At 74.5% G+C, this 855-nt stretch carries 1 pseudogene; it reads right to left on the reverse strand.

Annotated elements, in window-relative coordinates:
- Positions 1-855: pseudogene (locus ABD330_RS30640) on the reverse strand (hypothetical protein); the annotation flags it as partial.

Below are 855 nucleotides of genomic sequence, written 5' to 3' on the forward strand. Positions count from 1 at the left end.
CCGGCTGCTCCGACGCCACGTGCTCACTCGGCGCCGTAAACGTCTGCGGCTGCTCCTCACGGCTCGCGCCGGTGTTGTCGGGCGCCGACTCGACCGACTTCTCCGCCGGGGTGTGCTCAGCCGACGGCGAGTACGCGGGCGGCTGCTCCGAACGGCCACTGCCCGGGTTGCCCGACGGCTCGCTGACGGGGTTCTCCGCCGGGGTGTGCTCAGCCGACGGCGAGTAGGCCGGCGGCGGATCGTCGTGGCCCGCGCCACCGGCCGGCTCGGTCGAAGGCGAGGAAGAGCCGCGGTCGGAGCCGAACGGGACCAGGCCGTTCGGACGGGAAGCGGACGATCCGCCGGTGTCGGCCGTGGGGCTGTCGGACTGGCCGGTCCCGCTCCCGTTCTTCTCGCCCGAGTCGGTGGGGCCGTGGTAACTGTCCTCGGTGGTGGGCTTGTTGTCGGGCGAGAAGGTCGGCTTCACGCCGCCCTCGGCGCCCGGGAAGCCGCCCTCGGGCATCTTCGGCTCGTTGAAGTGGGCCTTGGCCGCGCTCGCTCCCGCGTGCAGCCCGGCGCCCGCGCCGCCGCTCAGGCCGGAGCCGAGCAGGGTGTTGCCGTCGACGTGGCCGGTCGTGATCAGCTGGGTCGCCGCGTCCGTCCCCACACCGACGCCCGCGCCGGTGACCATCTTGCCGGCCGTCGTGCCCATCGCACCGCCGAGGCCCAGCTTCTCCCCCGCCGCGCCGACGCCCTTGCCCAGCAGGTGCCCGGTCGCGCCGGCCACCGCGCCGCCCTCGGCCGCCTGGCCGAGCTCCTTCATGTCGATGCTCTTGCGGTGCCCCTGCGCCACCTCGATGGCCTGCGCCATCAGGT

The sequence above is a fragment of the Kitasatospora kazusensis genome (assembly GCF_039529945.1).
GTDB classification, from domain to species: Bacteria; Actinomycetota; Actinomycetes; order Streptomycetales; family Streptomycetaceae; genus Kitasatospora; species Kitasatospora kazusensis.